Annotated in this window: 1 protein-coding gene; it reads right to left on the reverse strand. The window is 58.8% G+C overall.

The window, feature by feature from the left end; translation table 11 throughout:
• Positions 1–62: 62 nt before the first annotated feature.
• Positions 63–551: pilus assembly protein (locus F2B26_RS16850; protein WP_159811243.1), on the reverse strand; the 489-nt coding region annotated here is incomplete at its 5' end.

Consider the following 551-nt stretch of genomic DNA (forward strand, 5'->3'; position numbering starts at 1 on the left):
ACCCGCCACAACAGAATTCTCGCATTCCACGGCTAGATATCCAAGGCTATTTGTTTTGGTCGTCAGCAGGACATCCGGGTCAGGCCCTGCGCATTGGAAATCGTGCGATTGCGCGAATCGCGGACGTTGAACGCGGTTTCGTAGCGGATCGTGTGTGCCTTGATGACGCCGTTGAGGAACAGCGGACTGTAGTCGTAGGACACTTCCACAAACATCACCGCATTGCCTTTCAGCGACATGATCTGACGGCCTGCGGCGCCCATGCCATCGGGCAATGAGCCGTCGGTCTTTCCCTTGCCTTCGTTGCCGTACTGCGAGCCCACGGCCTTGTCGCCCCAGCAACGCTGCCATTCGATTTTCTGGCCCTTGTTGCCGCCCTTCCGTCCGTTTTCCTGTAGCGAGGAGAGCACCACGCGGCCCTTGGGCTGAAAGTCGATGGAGTTGCCGATCACGCAGGCGCCGGCGAAGATCTCATAGACATTTGCCTCGTCCATGCCGTTCGAAACGCGTCCGGCATTATCGGAGACCGTGTTGGCGATCTCGCTGACGCG

This window comes from Cellulomonas citrea (assembly GCF_009829685.1).
Classification (GTDB): Bacteria; Actinomycetota; Actinomycetes; order Actinomycetales; family Cellulomonadaceae; genus Cellulomonas; species Cellulomonas citrea.